We start from the raw sequence: 19558 nt of genomic DNA on the forward strand, positions 1-19558 counted from the left end.
ATCATGGAGACATGCCCGAAGGAGACACCGTCCACCGGACGGCCGGACGTCTGCGCACCGCACTCGCCGGCCGGGTCCTCACCCGCTCCGACCTGCGCGTGCCCCGGTTCGCCACCGCCGACCTGACCGGCCGGACGGTTCTGGACGTCGTCTCGCGCGGCAAGCATCTCCTCACCCGCGTCGAGGGCGGTCTCACCCTCCACAGCCATCTCCGGATGGACGGCGCCTGGCGTATCTACGCAACGGGCGAGCGCTGGCGCGGCGGCCCCGCCCACCAGATCCGCGCCGTCCTCGGCAATGCGGAGCACACCGCCGTCGGCTACCGGCTGCCCGGCACGCACTCTCGCCGCACCGGACGAAAGCCCGAGTACGGTCCAGTACGAGGGCTTCCGGCCGACACGCCGAGAGCATGCACCGGACGCCGCTCCTTGACGGACAAGCGTTGCCTGCCGCAGCACCAGTTGACGATCCGTCAGATTCAGTCGTACCGTCCGGTCATGCCCCTCACCGCGTACGACCTCACGGGCCGCTCCGCGTTCGTCACCGGCGCCGCGGGCGGCATAGGCCGAGCCTGCGCCGTCCTGCTCGCCGCCGCGGGCGCCACCGTGCACTGTGCGGACCTGCACGAGAAGGGCCTGCTGGAGACCCGGGAGCTGATCACCGGAGCCGGCGGCGCGGCCCGCGTCCACGTCCTCGATGTCACGGACCGCGACCGGGTCAAAGCCGCGGTGGCCGCTACGGGCGACCTCGACATCCTGGCCGCCGTTGCCGGGATCATGCACATGAGCACCGTCCTGGAGACCTCGGACGAGGATCTGGACCGCGTCCTCGCGGTCAATTTCAAGGGCGTGCTGTACGCCTGCCAGGAGGTGGCCCGCAGCATGATCGCGCGCGGCGCCCCCGGCTCACTGATCACCATGGCCTCGGGGGCGGTCGACTCCGCGGGCCCGGGGCTGCTCTGCTACAGCGCGGCCAAGGCAGCGGTCGTCCAGTTGACGAAGACGCTGGCGACCGAACTGGGGCCGCATGCGATCCGCGTCAACGCCGTCGCCCCGGGGTGGATCCGTACCCCGATGACCGCCCGGCACGACGCGGACCGACGGCACCGGGTGGAGGCGACGATGGCGCGGATCTCCCCGCTCGGACGGGTGGGCGAACCCGAGGACGTGGCCCACACCGTGCTGCATCTCGCTTCCGACGCGTCGGCCTTCATGACCGGCCAGATCCTCCGCCCCAATGGCGGCGCAGCCATGCCCTGGTAGCCCGTCCACCCCGCTGGGCCCACCGCATCCCGACACCGAACCAGCGCCCCGCGACCGCCGGCCCGGCGGTCGCGGCCACATGCACGGGCAGCAGGCTCAGTCCCCATCCGCCAGCCGCCACCGCACCCTCGACAAGCCCCGCACGGGCCGGTTCCAGCGTGAGCCGCAGCACGGCCCACCACCACACCCCGCCGAGAACGAGCGCCGGCACCCATCGCCGTACCATGGCTGCCTCCTCCGGCCTGATCCAAACGAAGGACCCTAGTGCGGCGCGCTCGCCCGGCGGGAGGGCGCATCGGCGCACCACCGGCGCGCTGTGCACAGCCAATGACCGTTACGCGCTCCTGGCAGTCTCACCCGGCGACACCCGGGCCGCATCCAGAACGAGCGGAGCCACGGCACGACCGGGCCCCCACGCTTCGCGTGGGGGCCCGGTCGGAAGCTTCAGTGCTCGTCGCGGCGCAGCGAGTCCTTCATGCCCTTCGCGCGCTCCTCGGCATCGCTCATGGCACCCTTGGCCCGGCCCTTGACCTGGTCCGTCTTGCCTTCGGCCTCCTTGCGCCGGTCGCCGGCCATCTTGCCCATGGCTTCCTTGGCCTTGCCCTTGATCCTGTCCTTGGCACCTTCGTCAACCACTGCGACTCCTTCGGGTAGGGGCGAGCAGGTGAATGTCTCCCCCGCTCAGCACCACCCACGATGACACAAACGAAACAAAACGGTCATTCGAGGGCACTTCAATGCCCCACCCGAACCCACCTCTCCCGGGAGCACGCGAAAGCCCCGGCCGCCTCCTCAAGGGGACGACCGGGGCTCCGTGCTTCACACCCGGACCACGCGGGTCAGGCGGCGACGACATCCACCGCTTCCGCGGGCGCCTTGATGGTCACCCGTCCCGTCGGCACACCCGCCACCGACGTCACGGAGACGGAATTGAGCATTGGCCGCACCGGCACAGGCACCGGGTCACTGGCTGCTGCCGACTCGGCCAGTTCGGCCAGCGACAGTTCATCGCTCACTTCACGCATGAGCTCGGACATCCGTACGTCAAGCGCGTCGCAAATGGCGGAGAGCAGTTCGGAGGATGCCTCCTTCTGCCCCCGCTCCACCTCGGAGAGATAGCCGAGCGAGACTCGGGCGGACGAGGAGACTTCGCGCAGAGTACGGCCTTGGCGCTGGCGCTGCCGACGCAGCACGTCACCAAGCAGGCGACGGAGCAGAATCATCGGTGGCTCCCTCCTCGGACCGCGTAGCCGCATCCTTCACGCCCCACCGTACCGCCTTGCGCCGCGGCCGTGCGGGGAGCGATGTCGTGTTCACTCAGGGCTGCAAACATCAATTCCCCCCGTTCCGTTCCGTATCCTGTGCCCTTGCATTCTTGCCGAGTTCGGCGGAGAGCAGCTCGAGCACGCTCCGTACGCTCTCTCTACGGATGTCCGTCCGTGCACCGTTCAATCTCAGCTCGGCCATATTCTCCACCCCGTCCGGCCCGGCCACCGCGACGAAGACCGTGCCCACGGCCTTGCCGTCCTGCGGTTCGGGGCCCGCGACCCCGGTGGTGGCCATGCCCCAGTCCGCACCGAGAGCGCGGCGCACACCGGCTGCCATCTGCCGCGCCACCTCCGGGTCGACCGCACCGCGCTCCGCCAGCAGCACGCCGTCCACCCCCAGGACGTCCCGCTTCAGAGGCGTCGCGTACGCCGTCACGGAGCCCAGGAAGGACTTCGAGGCACCCGGCACGGAAGTCAGCTCCGCCGCGACCAGACCGCCGGTCAGCGACTCGGCCACGGCAAGAGTCTCCCCCCGCTCCACGAGCAGCTCCAGCACCCCGGCCGCGGCGGTCACCGCTCGGCCTCCGCCGTGTCGCGGCTTCCCGCGGCCGGAGCCGCGGCCCGCGCGGCTTCCGCGACGGCACGCTCGGCCGCGAGCCCCTTGCGGCGCAGCACGACGGCCTGGCGTACATAGTCGAGCCCGGTGACGACCGTCAGCACGACGGCCACCGCCATCACCCAGAAGCGCAGAGTGGCCAGCGGACCGGTCAGCGCGAGGACGTACATCCCGACGGCCGTCCCCTGCGCCAGGGTCTTCATCTTCCCGCCACGGCTGGCCGGAATCACCCCATGCCGTATCACCCAGAAGCGCATCAGCGTGATGCCGAGCTCGCGGAAGAGGATCACGCCCGTGACCCACCAGGGCAGGTCACCGAGATACGAAAGACAGATCAGCGCCGCACCCATGATCGCCTTGTCCGCGATCGGGTCGGCGATCTTCCCGAAGTCGGTGACCAGGTTGTAGGTGCGGGCCAGATGACCGTCGAACAGGTCGGTGATCATGGCGATGGCGAAGGCCGCCCAGGCGAACGACCGCCAGACCGGGTCGTACCCGCCGTTGTGCAGCAGCAGCAGTACGAAGCCGGGCACCAGGACCAGCCGCAGCATGGTGAGCAGATTGGCGATGTTCCACAGGCTGGCCTGGTTGACGGCCGCAGTGCCCAGCTTGCCGCCGCGGACCGGCTTCGCGCCGGAGCCACCTGCCGCGGATGCCGGGACTCCCGTCATCTGGCTGCCTCCATGAGTCCGGAGCACTCGGCCACCAGGTCCACTCCTTCGGTGCCCACAACCTTTGCCTCGACCATAAGGCCGGGCACGAGGCCCTCGCGTGTGGTGAAGAGCACCTGGCCGTCCGTTTCGGGAGCCTGGTGCGCCGCACGTCCCACCGCGCCGTCCTCGTCGTCCACGGACTCGACGAGCACCTGGAGAGACTCGCCCACGCGCTCCTCGGCACGCTGCGAGGTCAGCTCCTCGGCCAGCTGCGAGATGTGCGCGAGCCGCTCGGCGATGACGTCGGCGTCCAGCTTGTTCTCGTAGCCGACTGCCTCGGTGCCTTCTTCGTCCGAGTAGCCGAAGACGCCGATGGCGTCGAGCCGGGCACCGGTGAGGAAGCGTTCCAGCTCCGCCAGGTCGGCCTCGGTCTCGCCGGGGAAGCCCACGATGAAGTTGGAGCGGGCACCGGCCTGCGGCGCCTTGCTTCGAATGGTGTCCAGCAGCTCCAGGAACCGGTCGGTGTCACCGAAGCGGCGCATCGCCCGCAGCACACCTGGGGCCGAGTGCTGGAAGGACAGGTCGAAGTAGGGCGCGACCTTCGGCGTCGAGGTCAGCACGTCGATCAGGCCGGGGCGCATCTCGGCCGGCTGGAGGTAGCTGACCCGGATCCGCTCGATGCCCTCGATGCCGGCGAGCTCCGGCAGCAGTGTCTCCAGCAGCCGGATGTCGCCGAGGTCCTTGCCGTACGAGGTGTTGTTCTCGGAGACCAGCATGACCTCCTTGACGCCCTGCTCGGCCAGCCAGCGGGTCTCCTGGAGCACGTCCGAGGGGCGCCTCGAGATGAAGGATCCGCGGAAGGACGGGATGGCGCAGAAGGAGCAGCGGCGGTCGCAGCCGGAGGCGAGCTTCACCGAGGCGACGGGGCTGGTGCCCAGCCGGCGGCGCAGGGGCGCCCGCGGCCCGGAGACCGGCGCGACACCTTCGGGGAGGTCCACAGGCGCGGGGGCGGGTTCGGCCTCCTGGGCGTGCCCCGGCAGGGCCACGGCCGCGTCCTGCCGCTCCGCCGGGCTGATCGGAAGCAGCTTGCGGCGGTCACGCGGGGTGTGCGAGGCGTGGATGCCGCCGCTGAGGATGGTCTGGAGGCGGTCGGAGATATCGGCGTAGTCGTCGAAGCCGAGGACGCCGTCCGCCTCGGGCAGGGCCTCGGCGAGGTCCTTGCCGTAGCGCTCGGCCATGCAGCCGACGGCGACCACGGCCTGGGTCCTGCCGTGGTCCTTCAGATCATTGGCTTCGAGCAGGGCGTCGACGGAGTCCTTCTTGGCGGCCTCGACGAATCCACAGGTGTTGACGACGGCCACGTCCGCGTCGGAGGCGTCCTGGACGAGCTCCCAGCCGTCCGCTGCCAAGCGGCCTGCGAGCTCCTCCGAGTCCACCTCGTTACGGGCGCAGCCAAGAGTGACAAGGGCGACGGTACGGCGTTCGGGCATGGGCTCAAGACTACTTTGTCCCGGCACTCGCCCTGCCGCGCAGGGTTCCACCGTTGCTCCGAGTAGCAAATGCGGCGAGCGCCCGGCAGGATTGCCGGGCGCTCGCCGTGCCGTCGATGCCGCCGGAAAAGACGGCGCGTGTTACGGGTCAGCCGACCGCCGGGTCGCCCTTCGTGTACGAGAGCCGCTCGACCTGGCCGGGCTGGAACTTCTCCTCGACCTTCTTTCCGTTCACGAAGAGCTCGATCGATCCGGCGTCACCGAGGACGAGGTCGACCCGCTCCTGGTCCTGGAAGGTCTTGGTCTGGCCCTGGAGCAGCAGACCGTCGAAGAGCAGCCGCCCGTTGTGGTCCTTGGCGGAGATCCAGCTCTTGCCCTGGCTGGCGTTGAGCCGCACCGTCACCTTGTCCCTGGGGGCCGCGGCGATGGCGCTGTCGGAGGGGGCCGGCTTGGGGTCGACGGTCTTGCCGGTCTTCGGCTTGGGGGTCTTCGTGTTGGGCGCCGAACCCTCCGCGAGCTGGGTGGCCGCGGGGGTGTCGTCACCGCCCGTGAAGAATGTGAAGCCGACGAAACCGACAACGACGACGATCGCCGCGACCATGGCCGCCGTCCAGTTGGGACGGCGGGGTTCGGAGCGGATCCGTTCGGCCTCGAACAGCGGCGCCGCGGGCGTGGGTGCGGGACGGCCGCCGTGTTCCGCGTCGTACTGCGAGACCAGCGGTTCCGGATCGAGCCCGACGGCGCGCGCCAGCGTACGGATATGGCCGCGCGCGTACACGTCGCCGCCGCAGCGGGAGAAGTCGTCCTCTTCGATCGCGTGCACGATGGGGATGCGCACCCGAGTGGACGAACTGATCTCTTCGACCGTGAGACCTGCGCCGATGCGAGCCTGCTGGAGCACTCGACCGATCGAAGGCCGGTCGTCTTCGGGGGAGTTGCCGATGGACACGGGGGCGCCTTTCGAGCGTGAGCCACCTGCTGGGTGTTCAGTCTAGGGGGGGTACGAAAGGGTGGGGCAACCGGGAGGAAGGACTTTGTCCTCCATCGGACTCGAACACCGTCCGATTCGTCGGACCGTCCCGGGAAGGACAATTCTGCCGCCCCTCCCTCCAAGTTGACGTACGACCCGGCGAAACGGTTGCCCGTACTTCACCTACTTCTCCTACGGAGCGGATTCCCCGCGGATCAGTGCCAACACCCCGTCCAGCTCGTCGGGTTTCACCATGACGTCGCGGGCCTTGGATCCCTCGCTGGGCCCGACGATGTTCCTGGACTCCATCAGGTCCATCAGCCGGCCGGCCTTCGCGAAGCCGACCCGGAGCTTGCGCTGAAGCATCGAGGTGGACCCGAACTGGGTGGAGACGACCAGCTCGGCGGCCTGGCAGAGCAGGTCGAGGTCGTCGCCGATGTCCTCGTCGATCTCCTTCTTCTTGGCGGTGTTGACCACCACGTCCTCGCGGAAGACCGGCGCCATCTGGTCCTTGCAGTGCTGGACGACGGCCGCGACCTCGTCCTCGGTGACGAAGGCGCCCTGCATACGGGTGGGCTTGTTCGCCCCCATCGGCAGGAACAGACCGTCACCCTTTCCGATGAGCTTCTCGGCGCCGGGCTGGTCGAGGATGACCCGGCTGTCGGCCAGCGACGAGGTCGCGAAGGCGAGCCGGGAGGGCACGTTCGCCTTGATCAGACCGGTGACGACGTCGACCGAGGGCCGCTGGGTCGCGAGCACCAGGTGAATACCGGCGGCACGGGCCAGCTGGGTGATCCGGACGATGGCGTCCTCGACGTCGCGCGGAGCGACCATCATCAGGTCGGCGAGCTCGTCGACGATCACCAGCAGGTACGGATAGGGCGAGAGCTCGCGCTCACTGCCCTCCGGCGGCTTGACCTTGCCGTTGCGGACGGCCTGGTTGAAGTCGTCGATGTGCCGGTACCCGAACGCGGCGAGGTCGTCGTACCGCAGGTCCATCTCGCGCACGACCCACTGGAGCGCCTCGGCGGCGCGCTTCGGGTTGGTGATGATCGGCGTGATCAGGTGCGGGATGCCCTCGTACGCGGTCAGCTCGACGCGCTTGGGGTCGACCAGGACCATCCGGACGTCGTCCGGGGTCGCCCGCACCATGATCGAGGTGATCAGGCAGTTGATGCACGACGACTTGCCGGAACCGGTCGCACCGGCCACCAGCACGTGCGGCATCTTCGCCAGGTTGGCCATCACATAGCCGCCCTCGACGTCCTTGCCGAGGGCGACCAGCATCGGGTGGTCGTCCTCCGCGGCGTCCGCGAGGCGCAGCACATCGCCGAGGTTGACCATCTCCCGGTCGGTGTTCGGGATCTCGATGCCGACCGCGGACTTGCCCGGGATCGGGGAGATGATCCGGACGTCGGGGCTGGCGACGGCGTAGGCGATGTTCTTGGCGAGCGCGGTGATCCGCTCGACCTTCACCGCGGGGCCGAGCTCCACCTCGTACCGGGTGACCGTCGGTCCGCGGGTGAAGCCGGTGACGGCGGCGTCGACCTTGAATTCGGTGAAGACGTTCGTCAGCGCGGCGACGATGGCGTCGTTGGCGGCGCTGCGGGTCTTGCCGGGGCCACCGCGCTCCAGCAGGTCGAGCGAGGGCAGCGAGTAGGTGATGTCGCCGGAGAGCCGGAGCTGTTCGGCGCGGGCCGGCAGTGGCTGGGACTGCGAGTCGGGGACGGGCTTGGTGAGATCGGGTACGCCGCCCGCGGGCGCCGGCTGCTTCCCTCCTCCGGAGGAGGGTTCGCCCTCCCTGGCGCCGGGGACCGGTGGACCCGGGCGTTCGCGCTCGACGGAGACGCCCTGGGTGAGGTCGGCGACGATCGGCGAGGGCGGCATGCCGTTGAGCACGGCCCCGTCGAGGGCGGCGGCCGCGGCAGCCGCCACATCCACCGCGTCCATGGTGCGGTTCATCGCGGGCTGCACGGACGGCCGGCGGGTGCGGCGGCGCTTGGACAGCGCGTCGGCCTCGGCCTGCCCGGGGTCGTAGTCGGCGGGCGCCCCGGAGCGGCGGGAGCGGGCGGGAAGCTGCTCGCGCCACTGCTCCTCGTAGCGCTCGTCGTCGTTCTCCTCGTACGCCTCGGGGTCGTACTCCGGATGGAGCAGGCCCAGCTTGGTGCCGAGCAGCCGGAGCCGTTGCGGGATGGCGTTCACCGGGGTGGCGGTGACGACCAGCAGCCCGAAGACGGTGAGCAACAGCAGCAGCGGTACGGCGAGGACCTCGCCCATCGTGTAGATCAGCGGCTTGGAGGCCGCCCAGCCGATGAGCCCGCCCGCGTTCTGCATCGCCGTGGTGCCGTCCTCCCGGCCGGGCGATCCGCACGCGATGTGGACCTGCCCGAGCACCCCGATGACGAGGGCGGAGAGCCCGATGACGATACGGCCGTTGGCCTCGGGCTTCTCCGGGTAGCGGATCAGCCGTACGGCGATGGCGCCGAGCAGTATCGGCACGAGCAGATCGAGCCGGCCGAAGGCCCCGGTGACCAGCATCTCCACCAGGTCGCCGACGGGGCCGCGCAGATTCGACCAGGTGCCCGCGGCGACGACCAGCGCGAGCCCGAGCAGCAGCAGCGCGACGCCGTCCTTGCGGTGTGCGGGGTCGAGCCCCTTCGCGCCGCGCCCTATGCCGCGGAACATCGCTCCGACGGCATGGGCCATGCCGAGCCAGACTGCGCGCGCCAGGCGGTAGACACCGTTGGTGGGTGACGGGGCGGGTCTGGGCGGGGCCGCCCTCTTCGCCACCGCCTTCTTGGCAGGGGCCTTCTTCGCGGGCGCGGTCTTCTTGGCTGCGGTCTTCTTCGCGGGTGCGGCTTTCTTGGCCGGTCCCGCGGTACGACCGACGCGCTTCGCGGTGCCCGCCGTGCCCTGGGAACCCTTGCCGGACGTACGTGAGGCCATGGTGCCGAGGTTACCGGTGTCTGCGGCTGCAACACGAGCGCGTGCCGCTTCACCCGTCCGTGTCGCCTTACAGAGGCGGCAAACTGACGCGACCTCACTGCCGGAGGTCCCGCACAAGGACCGTCGAACGGCTCCGCGCAAGGGGCAGTTGGGGCAGGACTCCGGACAACCGCCCGCCCCCGGCCGGAAATCGCACCACCGGACCACCCTCGACACGGCCCGGCCCTCCCCCGCCGCCCGGTCGCTACGGAACGGCTCCGGGATTACGAGGAAAGAGTGACCGTTCCGCTTCCGGTGCCGGGCTCCAGGGCGTCCAGCGCCCGGCGCAGCCCGGTCAGCTTGCGCTCCAGATGGGCTGCGGTGGCCACCGCAGCGGCGTCCGCCGATTCGTCGTCGAGTTGTTTGGAGAGCGCCTCGGCCTGCTCTTCGACGGCCGCAAGCCGCGCCGAGAGCTCGGCCAGCAGCCCGGCAGGCTCCCTGTCGTGGTCCGCGCCGCCTTCGTCGCCCTCCAGCTGGAGTCGCAGCAGCGCCGCCTGCTCGCGCAGCTTGCAGTTCTTCATGTACAGGTCGACGAAGACCGAGACCTTGGCCCGCAGGACCCACGGGTCGAACGGCTTCGAGATGTAGTCCACCGCGCCCGCCGCATAACCCCTGAAGGTGTGATGCGGACCGTGATTGATCGCGGTGAGGAAGATGATCGGGATGTCCCGGGTCCGTTCCCGCCGCTTGATGTGCGCGGCGGTTTCGAAACCGTCCATGCCCGGCATCTGGACGTCCAGCAGAATGACCGCGAAGTCGTCCGTGAGCAGCGCTTTGAGCGCTTCCTCCCCTGACGATGCCCGTACCAGTGTCTGATCGAGCGCAGAGAGGATGGCCTCCAGCGCCAGCAGATTCTCCGGCCGGTCATCGACCAGGAGGATCTTGGCCTTCTGCACCATGGCCCGTCCTCCTCGCCCCGGAATTGCACCGGGCGCCGCCCCGGGGGACGACTCCCTTACGCCGTCCGTCCTTGTGCCGGTCATGGTAGCCGCACCCCGCCCGTCGCCACACCCTGTCACCGCGATGTCACTGTGCACACAGCCGAAACGCGGTGGGGGACGAGAAGGTTCCCCGTACAGCGCCTTCTCACACCCCTATGAGCACAGTCGATCAGCAACTCATCGCAATTCCCTCGACTAATGATCACTCTCCGCGCATCCACTGCTCCATTACGGAAAGAAGATGATCAGGATCAACAGGCTTGGTGACATAGTCGGAAGCACCGGATTCGAGCGCCTTCTCCCGGTCACCCTTCATCGCCTTCGCGGTCAACGCGACGATCGGCAGCCCGGCGAACTGCGGCATCCGGCGGATCGCTGCCGTCGTGGCATAGCCGTCCATCTCCGGCATCATGATGTCCATCAGTACGACCGTCACATCGTCATGCTGTTCCAGGACTTCGATGCCCACGCGCCCGTTCTCCGCGTACAGCACCGTGAGACCGTGCTGCTCCAGCACACTGGTGAGCGCGAAGACGTTGCGGATGTCGTCGTCGACGATGAGCACCTTCTCGCCACGGAACCGGAACGACCTGCGGACCTCGGGTTCCTCCTGCCCGGCGAGCGTCCACGGCTCCTGTTGAGCTGCCGGCGCGGTGCTCCGGGACGGCAGCGCGGGCCGCCGCTCCGCACTCTCCAGGCTCTTGCGACGACGCCGCATCAGACCGGCCGCACCGGCCGGACCCGGCGCCGTGGCAGCCGCGTCGGCACCCGAACCGGCCGCGGGCAGCAGTCCCTCCTCGACCACCGCGCCATGCGCCTCGATGGGCCCGGGGCCGACCTGCGGGTATCCCTGCGGCGGCAACTCACTCGGATGCAGCGGCAGATACAGCGTGAACGTCGATCCGCGGCCGGGCTCGCTGGCCGCATGGATCTCGCCGCCCAGCAGCCGGGCGATCTCCCGGCTGATGGACAGACCGAGCCCCGTACCGCCGTACTTGCGGCTGGTCGTACCGTCCGCCTGCTTGAACGCCTCGAAGATCACCAGCATCTTGCTGGAAGCGATACCGATACCGGTGTCGGTGACCGAGAACGCGATCAGGTCGGCGTCCGCGTCACGCAGTGAACCTGCCTCCAGGAGTTGCTCGCGGATGGCGTTCGGAACGTCCTCGTTGGCGTGCCGGATGACCAGCTCGACCGCCCCGCTGTCGGTGAACTTCACCGCGTTGGAGAGCAGATTGCGCAGCACCTGCAACAGCCGCTGCTCATCGGTGTGCAGTGTGGCCGGCAGTTCCGGCGAGACCCTCACGGAGAAGTCGAGCCCCTTCTCCGCGGTGAGCGGGCGGAAGGTGGCCTCCACATAGTCCACCAGCTGAACCAGGGCGATCCGGGTCGGGCTGACATCCATCTTGCCCGCCTCGACCTTCGTCAGATCGAGAATGTCGTTGATCAGCTGAAGCAGATCGGAACCGGCCCCGTGGATCGTCTCGGCGAACTCCACCTGCTTCGGAGAGAGATTGCCCTCGGCATTGTCCGCGAGCAGCTTGGCCAGAATGAGAAGCGAGTTGAGCGGCGTACGCAACTCGTGCGACATGTTTGCCAGGAACTCGGACTTGTAGCGCATCGAGACCGCGAGCTGCTCGGCGCGCTCCTCCAGGACCTGACGGGCCTCCTCGATCTCGGTGTTCTTGACCTCGATGTCGCGGTTCTGCTGGGCAAGCAGTTCGGCCTTCTCCTCCAGTTCGGCGTTGGAGGCCTGAAGCGCCTTCTGCCGGTTCTCCAATTCCTGTGAACGGTCCCGCAATTGCTCGGCCAGCTCCTGCGACTGTTCGAGGAGCTTCTCGGTCTTCGTATTGACGCTGATGGTGTTGACGCTCGTCGCGATCATTTCGGCGAGCTGGTTGAGGAAGTCCCGCTGAATGTGGGTGAACGGCTGGAAGGAGGCCAGTTCGATCACGCCGAGCACCTTCCCCTCGAAAAGCACCGGCAGCACGATCACATGCGCGGGCGGCGCCTCGCCGAGACCGGAGGAGATCTTCAGATATCCCGGCGGAACGTTGTCCACCTGAATGGTCCGCTTCTCCTCGGCTGCCGTGCCGATGAGCGTCTCGCCCGGCCGGAAAGACGTCGGCATCGAGCCTGCCGAGTATCCGTAGCTGCCCCTCATGCAGAGTTCGTACGAACCCTCCGCGTCATTGTCCGTTCCCACCGCGCCGGTGTCCCCGGTCGGCATGGCCAGGAAGAACGCACCGTGCTGCGCGGACACGACGGGAGTCAGCTCGCTCATGATCAGCGAGGCCACGTCGTCCAGGTCGCGGCGCCCCTGCATCAGGCCGGAGATCCGGGCGAGGTTGCCCTTGAGCCAGTCCTGTTCCTTGTTGGTCGCCGTGGTGTCGCGCAGGTTGGCGATCATGGTGTTGATGTTGTCCTGGAGGGCCTGGATCTCGCCGGCCGCGTCGACGTCGATCTTCAGGTTGAGATCACCACGGGTCACCGCGGTGGCGACGGCGGCGATGGCCCGCACCTGACGGGTGAGGTTTCCGGCCATCTCGTTCACCGACTCGGTGAGGTCGCGCCAGGTGCCGTCGACGTCCCGGACCCGGGCCTGGCCGCCCAGCTGCCCCTCCGTGCCCACCTCGCGGGCCACCCGGGTCACCTGCTCGGCGAAGGAGGACAGCTGGTCGACCATCGTGTTGATGGTGTTCTTCAGCTGCTGGATCTCACCGCGCGCGTCGATGTCGATCTTCTTGGTGAGGTCGCCCTTGGCGATGGCCGTGGTGACCGCGGCGATCTGACGTACCTGGCCGGTCAGGTTGGAGGCCATCGAGTTCACCGACTCGGTGAGGTCCTTCCACGTACCGGACACCCCGGGCACCCTGGCCTGGCCGCCCAGCTCGCCCTCCGTGCCCACCTCGCGGGCGACTCGCGTCACCTCGTCGGCGAACGAGGACAGCGTCGTCACCATCGTGTTGACGGTGTCCGCCAGCTCGGCGACCTCGCCGCGCGCCTCGACGGTGACCTTCTTGCGCAGATCGCCGTTGGCGACCGCCGACGAGACCCGGGAGATGTTCCGCACCTGACTGGTGAGGTTGTTGGCCATCAGGTTGACGTTGTCGCTGAGGTCCTTCCAGATGCCCGTCGCACCCGGCACCCGGGCCTGGCCGCCGAGAATCCCCTCGGTGCCCACCTCACGGGCGACCCTGGTCACCTCGTCGGCGAAGTTCAGCAGCTGGTCGACCATCGTGTTGACGGTCGTGACCAGTTCGAGGATCTCGCCCCTGGCGTCGACGGTGATCTTCTTGGAGAGATCGCCGTTGGCGACCGCGGTGGTGACCTCGGCGATGTTGCGGACCTGCATGGTCAGGTTGTTCGCCATGCGGTTGACGGACTGGGTGAGGTCCTTCCACGTACCGGACACTCCCTGCACCTCGGCCTGGCCGCCGAGGATGCCCTCCGTACCCACCTCGCGGGCGACCCGGGTCACCTGCTCGGCGAAGTTCGACAGCTGGTCGACCATCGTGTTGATGGTGTTCTTCAGCTCCAGGATCTCGCCGCGCGCGTCCACGTCGATCTTCTGCGACAGGTCACCCCGCGCCACCGCCGTGGCGACCTGCGCGATGTTGCGGACCTGAGCGGTGAGGTTGCCCGCCATGCCGTTCACCGAATCGGTCAGATCGCGCCACACGCCGGCCACACCGGGCACCTGTGCCTGCCCGCCGAGCCGCCCGTCGGTCCCGACCTCGCGGGCGACCCTGGTCACCTGCTCGGCGAAGGCGGAGAGCTGGTCGACCATCGTGTTGATGGTGTTCTTCAGCTCCAGGATCTCGCCGCGCGCGTCCACGTCGATCTTCTGCGACAGGTCACCCCGCGCCACCGCCGTGGTCACCTGGGCGATCTGGCGCACCTGCGAAGTCAGGTTCCCGGCCATGAAGTTGACGGAGTCGGTGAGCTCCTTCCAGGTGCCGGAGACGCCGTCCACCCGGGCCTGGCCGCCGAGCCGGCCCTCCGTACCCACGTCACGGGCCATCCCCGTCACCTGGTCGGCGAAGCTGGAGAGCTGCGCCACCATCGTGTTGACGGTGTTCTTCAACTCCAGCATCTCGCCCGCGACATCCACGGTGACCTTCTGCGTCAGGTCGCCGTTGGCCACCGCCGTGGTCACCTGCGCAATGTCCCGCACCTGCCCGGTGAGGTTGCGGAACGCCGCATTCACCGAGTCGGTGAGGTCCTTCCAGGTCCCCGCGGCGCCCGGCACCTCGGCCTGACCGCCGAGCCGGCCCTCGACGCCGACCTCCCGGGCCACCCGGGTCACTTCCGAACCGAAGGCCTGGAGCTGGTCCACCATCGTGTTGACGGTGTTCTTCAGCTCCAGCATCTCGCCGGCCACATCCACCGTGACCTTCTGCGACAGGTCACCGTTGGCCACCGCCGTGGTCACCTGCGCGATGTCCCGCACCTGGGTCGTCAGGTTCCGGAAGACGGTGTTCACCGAGTCGGTGAGGTCCTTCCAGGTCCCCGCCGCGCCCGGCACCTTCGCCTGGCCGCCGAGCAGGCCCTCGCCACCGACCTCGCTGGCCACCCGGGTCACTTCGTCCGCGAAGAGCCGCAGCGTGTCGGTCATCTGATTGATGGTCTCGGCCAGCTGCGCGACCTCGCCGCGGGCGCTCACCGTGACCTTCTGTGACAGGTCGCCGTTGGCGACGGCCGTGGTCACCTCGGCGATCCCACGCACCTGGGAGGTGAGGTTCCCGGCCATCGTGTTGACGGAGTCGGTGAGGTCCTTCCACACCCCGGCCACACCCGGCACGGTCGCCTGCCCGCCGAGCTCGCCCTCCGTGCCCACCTCACGGGCGACCCGGGTCACCTCGGAGGAGAACGACGACAGCTGGTCGACCATCGTGTTGACGGTGTTCTTCAGCTGGAGCATCTCGCCGGCCACATGGACGGTGACCTTCCGCGACAGATCGCCCTTGGCGACCGCCGTCGTCACCAGCGCGATGTCGCGCACCTGCGCGGTCAGCCGGTACGCCATGGTGTTCACGGAGTCCGTGAGGTCCTTCCACGACCCGGACATCCCGCGCACCTGGGCCTGTCCGCCCAGCTTGCCCTCGGTACCCACCTCGACCGCGACCCGCGTCACCTGCTCGGTGAACGCCGACAGCTGGTCGACGAGGCTGTTGACCGTACGGGCGACCTTCAGGAACTCGCCGCGCAGCGGCCGTACCGTCTCGTCGGATGTGTGCGAGCGCAGTTCCATCCGCTGTTCGAGATCACCGTCGGCCACCGCCGACAACACCCGCCCGACCTCCGAGACCGGGCGTGCCAGATCGTCGACCAGCTCGTTGGAGGCGTCGATCGCGGCGGCCCAGGAGCCCTCGCAGGCGCCCGTCTCCAGCCGCTCGGTGAGCTTTCCTTCACGTCCGACCACCCGCCGTACCCGGGCCAGCTCACCGGTGAGATGCAGATTGCGGTCGGCGACCTCGTTGAAGACCGCCGCGATCTCCGCCATCACATCGTCGCCCGAGACGGTCAGACGCCTGCGGAAATTCCCGTCGCGCATCGCCACGAGGCCCGCCAGCAGTCTGTTGAGCGCCGCCGCGTCGACGTCGATGGTTCCATTGCGCTGCTTCTTCACGGACTGTCCGCCTTTTGTGCGCGTGCTCTTGCCCCGCGCCGCCACGCCAGACTCCACCGTGTCCCTCCCGCAGGGGTTGACCGTATCGCTCGGGTCTTATCTGGGAGCTTGCCCAGTCTTCTTTGGCTCACCGCCACAGCCCACCGTCGACGGGTGACCATGGGGACGTCAAATCGTTGAAACGTACCAGGCCCGACGCAGCCGGGGTGCAACCTCCAGGGGTTGTCCCACATCCCTCGGCTGAGAAGCCCGCACTTGTCCGTTCACAGGTCCGTTCCTGCTCGCTCCTGCCCGAAGTCGCCCCTCGTGTATCCGGCACCGAGACCGAGCGTCTAGCCTGGCAGGCGAATCGAAGCGGCGAGAAACGGGCACAGGACTCGGGGAAGCGACGAGACACCAATGGGGAGTGCTGTGATCACCGCGCGCGCGGCCGCCACCTTCGACCCGGTCGGACGCTCCGTCGCGACCGCCCGCGCCTTTGTCCGTGACACCCTCCAGGGGTGGGGCTACACCGATGTCGTCGACGACGCGGTCGTCCTCACCAGCGAGTTGGTGACCAACGCAGTGATCCACGCGGGCACCGCCGCCGACGTGCTGTGTCTGCGCACGGAGGACGGCGTCCGGATCGAGGTCTCCGACCACTATCCGGAACGCGAGGTCCCGCTCCAGAGCGCAGGCCCGGACTTCGGCAGCCCCGACCGTGAGAACGGCCGCGGGCTGCTGCTCTGCGCGGCACTCGCCACCCGCTGGGGCGTCGAGTACTCGCCCACCCGCAAACATGTCTGGTTCCGGCTCGACCTCCCCGAACGCCCGGTGGGCATCCGCTCGGCGGGCCCGCTGCTCCCCGTGGGACTGCTCCCCGTCGCCGACGAACGCGTCCGGGTGGCGGTCGTCCAGATCGACAGCACCGGCTCCATCGCGGCCTGGAACGAGGACGCCGCGTTCCTTTTCGGCCACACCGCGGATCAGGTCACCGGAAAACAGCTCACCGACTTCACCGCCTGGCCCCAGACCCCCGGTACCAACACGGGCATCGTCGACGCCCTCCAGCTCTCGCGCTGGGAGGGCAGTTACGGGATCCGGGGCTCCGACGGCCGGATCATCCCCGTCTACGCCTCGCACCTGCGGATCCGAGACACCCACGGCGAGCCCTCGACCGTCTGTCTGCTCGTCCGCGACTACGAACGTGCCGTGCTCCAGTCGCCGGCCCGCACACCGGTGTCCGACACGAACACCGAGAGCGGCAAGACTGACCCGTTCGAGATCTTCATCGGCTCCCCCGCGCCCGACGACCTCGACGGCCTGCTCCAGCGCACGGTCGAACGGGCCCGCGACATGCTCGACGCCGATGCTGCCTTCCTGCTGCTGGCGACGGACGACGAGACGGAACTGGAGGTACGGGCCACCACGGGTCTGCCCTCCGCCCGCCAGCGTTTCGCCCGCGTCCCGGTGGAGGCCGGAACCGGACGGTACGGATCCGCCCGAATGCCCGCCGTCCACGAGGACCTCGACAACGTGCCGGGCGCCGTCCCGCTGCTCGGCGGGACCGGGATGCGTTCCGTCGTCACCGTTCCGCTGAAGGTCGAGGGGCGGTTGACGGGATCCCTGGGCGTCGCCGCCGAAGCAGCCGGTCGTTACTCGAACGAGGAGGCCCTGCGCCTGCAGTTCGCCGCGGACCGGATCGCGCTGGCGGTCGAGTCGGCCCGCCTGGGCGAGCTGGAGCGCCTGCGCCGCGGTTCCCTCTCGTTCCTTGTCGAGGCCTCCGACCTGCTGGCCGGAACCCTCGACCGGGACCAGACCCTGGCGTTGATGGCCCAGATGACGGTCCCCACCCTGGCCACTTGGTGCGCGGTGTACACGATCGCCGACCAGTCGTCCGAGCCGTACCTCTCCTACGTCCTGCACGAGGACGAGGAGCGCATCGACGGCCTCAAAGCCCTGCTCTCCAAGATCGCACCGCCCGACCCCGTGCCGACCCCTGGCGCCCGCGTCTGGACCGCCCCGTCCGACGCCGCCCACCACGCGGCGCTGCGGAGTTCGATGCGCACGCTGGGTCTCGGTGAAACCGGCCGGCTCGTCGAACCGGGCAGGCTGGGCTCCGGCATCCGTACGACGCTCGCCACCGCGGCCGCGGTGGGCGGCGAGACGGTGGTCCTGCCGCTCGTGGCCCGTAACCGTGTCATCGGCATGTTGACGCTCGGGAAGCCCTCCGACGACCATTTCCGCCAGGAGATCCTGGAGTTGGCCGAGGACCTCTCCCGCCGCGCGGCCCTGGCCCTCGACAACGCCCGCCTCTACTCGGAGCGCACAGCGATCAGCCAGTCCCTGCAGCGCAGTCTGCTGCCGCCGGGGCTGCCCGAGGTGCCCAATGTCGAGATCGAGGTCATCTACCGTGCGGCCGGCGAAGGCAATGAGGTCGGCGGTGACTTCTACGACGTCTTCCCGATCCGCGACGGGGCCTACGGCTTCGCCATCGGCGACGTATGCGGTACGGGTCCGGAGGCCGCAGCCGTCACGGGCCTCGCCCGCCACGCCCTGCGCCTCCTCGCCCGCGAGGGCTTCGGTGGCCCCGCCGTCCTGGAACGCCTCAATGCCGCCATCCTGGATGAGGGCGCCCGCAGCCGCTTCCTGACCCTTCTGTACGGCGAGTTGTGGCCTCAGGAGGACGGCGGCGCTCTTCTGAAGGTGGTCTGCGCGGGGCACCCGCTGCCGCTGCGCCTGCGTCAGGACGGCTCGGTCGAAGCGGCGGCCGAGCCCCAGCCGCTGCTCGGTGTCATCGAGGAACTCGAACTGTACGAGCAGACGGTGGCCCTTGCCCCGGGCGATGTCCTGCTGTGCGTCACCGACGGCGTCACGGAACGCCGGGAGGGCTCCCGCATGCTGGGCGACGACGGTCTGGCGGACGTCCTGGCGACCTGCACCGGCCTCACGGCGGGTGCGGTGGCGGCTCGCATCCTGCGGGCGGTGGAGCGCTTCGCCGCCGAGCCGGCCTCGGACGACATGGCCATCCTCGCCATGCGTGTGCCCGAGCCTCCCACCGACTGAGGGCTGTCCCGTGACCCCACCGGGGTCACGGGACAGCCCTCAGTGCAGCCGTACCAACAAGAAAGGCCCCCGCCGACTGGCGGGGGCCTTTCCTTTTCTCCTGAGCCCCAATGCGGAATCGAACCGCAGACCTTCTCCTTACCATGGAGACGCTCTACCGACTGAGCTATTGGGGCCTGTTGCGCTGTGGCAACGAGGTAAAGCATACCCCGAACTCAGGGATGCTCAAAACCACTGGCCGCAGAAGACTCTGACGGGCCCTCATAGGCCCTGCCCGGCCCCTCCACCACGATGCGGAACCTGCCCACGCAGGGCTCGCCGCCCGGCGGAAGGCCTCCATCGGGCGACCAGCCGGAAGACATCGGCAAGTATCCCGTGAAACGCAGAAAAGCCCCGTGCCACAAGGGCACGGGGCTCTCCCACAAAAGGAGTTCGGCGGCGTCCTACTCTCCCACAGGGTCCCCCCTGCAGTACCATCGGCGCTGAAAGGCTTAGCTTCCGGGTTCGGAATGTAACCGGGCGTTTCCCTAACGCAATGACCACCGAAACACTATGAAATAAACAACACCGGAACAACACGGCCGTTCGTTATTTCAGAACAAACACAGTGGACGCGAGCAACTGAGGACAAGCCCTCGGCCTATTAGTACCAGTCAGCTCCACCCGTTACCGGGCTTCCACATCTGGCCTATCAAC

12 protein-coding genes, 1 tRNA gene, 2 rRNA genes and 1 pseudogene are annotated in these 19558 nt (G+C 68.8%); 3 read left to right on the top strand and 13 right to left on the bottom strand.

Going from position 1 to position 19558, the window contains the following annotated elements; translation table 11 throughout:
* Positions 1-11 precede the first annotated feature (11 nt).
* Together ACWCQ6_RS17295 and ACWCQ6_RS17300 are read left to right on the top strand one after the other, a co-directional pair.
* A pseudogene (locus ACWCQ6_RS17295) lies at positions 12-353 on the top strand (DNA-formamidopyrimidine glycosylase family protein); the annotation flags it as partial.
* A gap of 144 nt (positions 354-497) precedes the next feature.
* Positions 498-1262 (top strand): SDR family NAD(P)-dependent oxidoreductase, encoded by a 765-nt coding sequence (locus ACWCQ6_RS17300; protein WP_451090015.1) that lies wholly within the window; start codon positions 498-500, stop codon positions 1260-1262.
* Here ACWCQ6_RS17300 and ACWCQ6_RS17305 read toward each other — a convergent pair.
* The 10 genes from ACWCQ6_RS17305 to ACWCQ6_RS17350 form a co-directional block, all read right to left on the bottom strand.
* Complete coding sequence (locus tag ACWCQ6_RS17305; RefSeq protein ID WP_451089991.1) at positions 1210-1488, bottom strand: hypothetical protein; 279 nt, start codon at positions 1486-1488, stop codon at positions 1210-1212. The two genes, ACWCQ6_RS17300 and ACWCQ6_RS17305, sit on opposite strands and share 53 nt — an antisense overlap.
* A gap of 218 nt (positions 1489-1706) precedes the next feature.
* On the bottom strand, positions 1707-1898 hold the full coding sequence (locus ACWCQ6_RS17310; protein ID WP_451089993.1) for a CsbD family protein: 192 nt from the start codon (positions 1896-1898) through the stop codon (positions 1707-1709).
* Between the two features lie 203 nt (positions 1899-2101).
* Positions 2102-2485 carry a helix-turn-helix domain-containing protein gene (locus tag ACWCQ6_RS17315; protein WP_018105285.1) on the bottom strand — a complete coding sequence of 128 codons (384 nt, stop codon included), beginning with the start codon at positions 2483-2485 and terminating at the stop codon, positions 2102-2104.
* Positions 2486-2594: 109 nt separating this feature from the next.
* The gene (locus tag ACWCQ6_RS17320) at positions 2595-3104 is read right to left on the bottom strand and encodes a CinA family protein (RefSeq protein WP_451089995.1); all 510 of its coding nucleotides are present in this window, start codon (positions 3102-3104) and stop codon (positions 2595-2597) included.
* On the bottom strand, positions 3101-3817 hold the full coding sequence (pgsA, locus tag ACWCQ6_RS17325; RefSeq protein ID WP_451089997.1) for a CDP-diacylglycerol--glycerol-3-phosphate 3-phosphatidyltransferase: 717 nt from the start codon (positions 3815-3817) through the stop codon (positions 3101-3103). Before pgsA ends, ACWCQ6_RS17320 begins: the two co-directional genes overlap by 4 nt.
* Complete coding sequence (rimO, locus tag ACWCQ6_RS17330) at positions 3814-5289, bottom strand: 30S ribosomal protein S12 methylthiotransferase RimO (RefSeq protein WP_451089999.1); 1476 nt, start codon at positions 5287-5289, stop codon at positions 3814-3816. Before rimO ends, pgsA begins: the two co-directional genes overlap by 4 nt.
* A 148-nt stretch (positions 5290-5437) precedes the next feature.
* On the bottom strand, positions 5438-6238 hold the full coding sequence (locus ACWCQ6_RS17335) for a helix-turn-helix domain-containing protein (RefSeq protein WP_451090001.1): 801 nt from the start codon (positions 6236-6238) through the stop codon (positions 5438-5440).
* Positions 6239-6451: 213 nt separating this feature from the next.
* Positions 6452-9205: a DNA translocase FtsK gene (locus ACWCQ6_RS17340; RefSeq protein ID WP_451090003.1), complete on the bottom strand. Its 2754-nt coding sequence runs from the start codon at positions 9203-9205 to the stop codon at positions 6452-6454.
* Positions 9206-9468: 263 nt separating this feature from the next.
* The gene (locus ACWCQ6_RS17345; protein WP_451090005.1) at positions 9469-10143 is read right to left on the bottom strand and encodes a response regulator; all 675 of its coding nucleotides are present in this window, start codon (positions 10141-10143) and stop codon (positions 9469-9471) included.
* Positions 10144-10387: 244 nt separating this feature from the next.
* Entirely contained in the window at positions 10388-15817 is a 5430-nt protein-coding gene (locus ACWCQ6_RS17350) for a HAMP domain-containing protein (RefSeq protein ID WP_451090007.1), read from the bottom strand.
* Positions 15818-16228: 411 nt separating this feature from the next.
* Here ACWCQ6_RS17350 and ACWCQ6_RS17355 point away from each other — a divergent pair, with 411 nt between their 5' ends.
* Positions 16229-18862, top strand: a complete 2634-nt coding sequence (locus ACWCQ6_RS17355) for a SpoIIE family protein phosphatase (protein ID WP_451090009.1) — start codon at positions 16229-16231, stop codon at positions 18860-18862.
* A gap of 103 nt (positions 18863-18965) precedes the next feature.
* Here the strand turns inward: ACWCQ6_RS17355 and ACWCQ6_RS17360 are convergent.
* From ACWCQ6_RS17360 to ACWCQ6_RS17370, 3 genes are all read right to left on the bottom strand, one after another.
* A tRNA-Thr gene (locus tag ACWCQ6_RS17360) sits at positions 18966-19038 on the bottom strand.
* Between the two features lie 254 nt (positions 19039-19292).
* Positions 19293-19409 (bottom strand): 5S ribosomal RNA (rrf, locus tag ACWCQ6_RS17365).
* A gap of 76 nt (positions 19410-19485) precedes the next feature.
* Positions 19486-19558: ribosomal RNA gene (locus ACWCQ6_RS17370) — 23S ribosomal RNA — on the bottom strand; the annotation flags it as partial.

This window comes from Streptomyces sp. NPDC001880 (assembly GCF_053594575.1).